Origin of the sequence: Cellulomonas sp. ACRRI (assembly GCF_022346185.1) — a bacterium.
Lineage (GTDB): Bacteria > Actinomycetota > Actinomycetes > Actinomycetales > Cellulomonadaceae > Cellulomonas.
Genome location: NZ_JAKRMS010000261.1, coordinates 1 through 1,243 on the forward strand (window position 1 = coordinate 1; position 1,243 = coordinate 1,243).

Below are 1,243 nucleotides of genomic sequence, written 5' to 3' on the forward strand. Positions count from 1 at the left end.
GGTCAGGCGGGGGTGTCGGTCGGGGGCTCGGCCGGGAGGCCGGCGTCGCGCCAGGCCGGGAAGCCGCCGTCGACGTGGGAGACGGTGTAGCCGCGGGCCGCGAGGGCCTCCGCGACCGGGCGGCTGCCGTTCTCCGAGCCGCAGACGACGACCACCGGGGTGTCGATCGAGATGACCGGGGCGTGCGCCGGGCCGAACAGGGCGTCGAGGTCCGTGCGGTCGAGCAGCGTCGAGCCGGGGATCTCGCCGTGCGACGCGCGACCGGCGGCCGAGCGGACGTCGACGAGCAGGGCGCCGCGGGCGACCTCGGCGGCGGCCTCGACGGGCGGGCGCAGGGCCGGTGCCGCGGCCTCGGGGGCAGCGGTGCCGGGGACGTCGGGCGTGCTGGCGGTGCTGGTCATGGCGGGCTCCTTCAGGGGACGAGGGTGAGGGCGGCGCGGTCGGCGCCTGTGGTCGGGGCGGCGGCGCCGGGTGCGACGCCCCACGCCTGCGCGAGCAGCGCGAACGACCGGCGGGCGTCGGCCGGGTCGTGGGTGGCGGTGGTGATCAGCAGCTCGTCCGCGCCGGTGACGCGCTGCAGCGTCTCCAGCCGGGCGACGACGTCCCCGGGGGCGCCGACCACCCGGGTGTCGACCCGGTCGGCGACGACCGCGCGCTCGTCGGCGTCCCGCTCCTCCCACGGCACGGCGTCGTCGGGGTGCGGGTACGCGACGGCCCCGGCGGCGCCGCGGCGGATCGACAGCACCCAGTCGGCGAACGGCGTGGCGAGCGCCCGGGCCTCCGCGGTGGTCGGGGCGACCAGCACGTCCGCCGACACGACGACGTACGGCCGGTCCAGGACGCCCGGGCGGAACGCGGCCCGGTAGGCGGCGATCGTGTCGAGCGTGGTGGCCGGGGAGACGTGGAAGTTCGCCGCGATCGGCAGGCCCAGCTCCCCGGCGACCCGGGCGCTCTCCCCCGCGGACGAGGCGAGCACCCAGAGGTCGAAGTCCGCGCCCTCGACGGGCGGGGCGACGTGGCGGGTGCCGTCGGCCTCGGCGTAGTCGCCGGCGCGCAGGCCGAGGACGAGGCCGAGCTCGTCGCGGAACGCCGCCGGGGTGCGCGACGCGCCGACCACCCGCTTCTGGGCGAGCAGCCGCTCGCGCAGCACGGAGTCGGAGCCGTCGATCGGCGGGGCGCCGGGGACGTACAGCCCGTCGACGACGCGGGGGCCGGGCGCGGGGCGCGCGGCCCCCGCGTCGTC

2 protein-coding genes are annotated in these 1,243 nt (G+C 79.4%); both read right to left on the bottom strand.

The annotated features are described in order from the left end of the window. Positions 1–2: 2 nt before the first annotated feature. Positions 3–401, bottom strand: coding sequence for a rhodanese-like domain-containing protein (locus MHY85_RS21040; protein WP_239200416.1), 399 nt, complete (start codon positions 399–401; stop codon positions 3–5). A gap of 11 nt (positions 402–412) precedes the next feature. Further along, positions 413–1,243, bottom strand: an 831-nt coding sequence (locus MHY85_RS21045) for an LLM class flavin-dependent oxidoreductase (RefSeq protein ID WP_374234277.1), incomplete at its 5' end; no start/stop codon positions are given.

Excerpts from the sequence above, each read along its gene's own strand:
- MHY85_RS21040 (WP_239200416.1), bottom strand. The coding sequence starts at position 401 with ATGACCAGCACCGCCAGCACGCCCGACGTCCCCGGCACCGCTGCCCCC.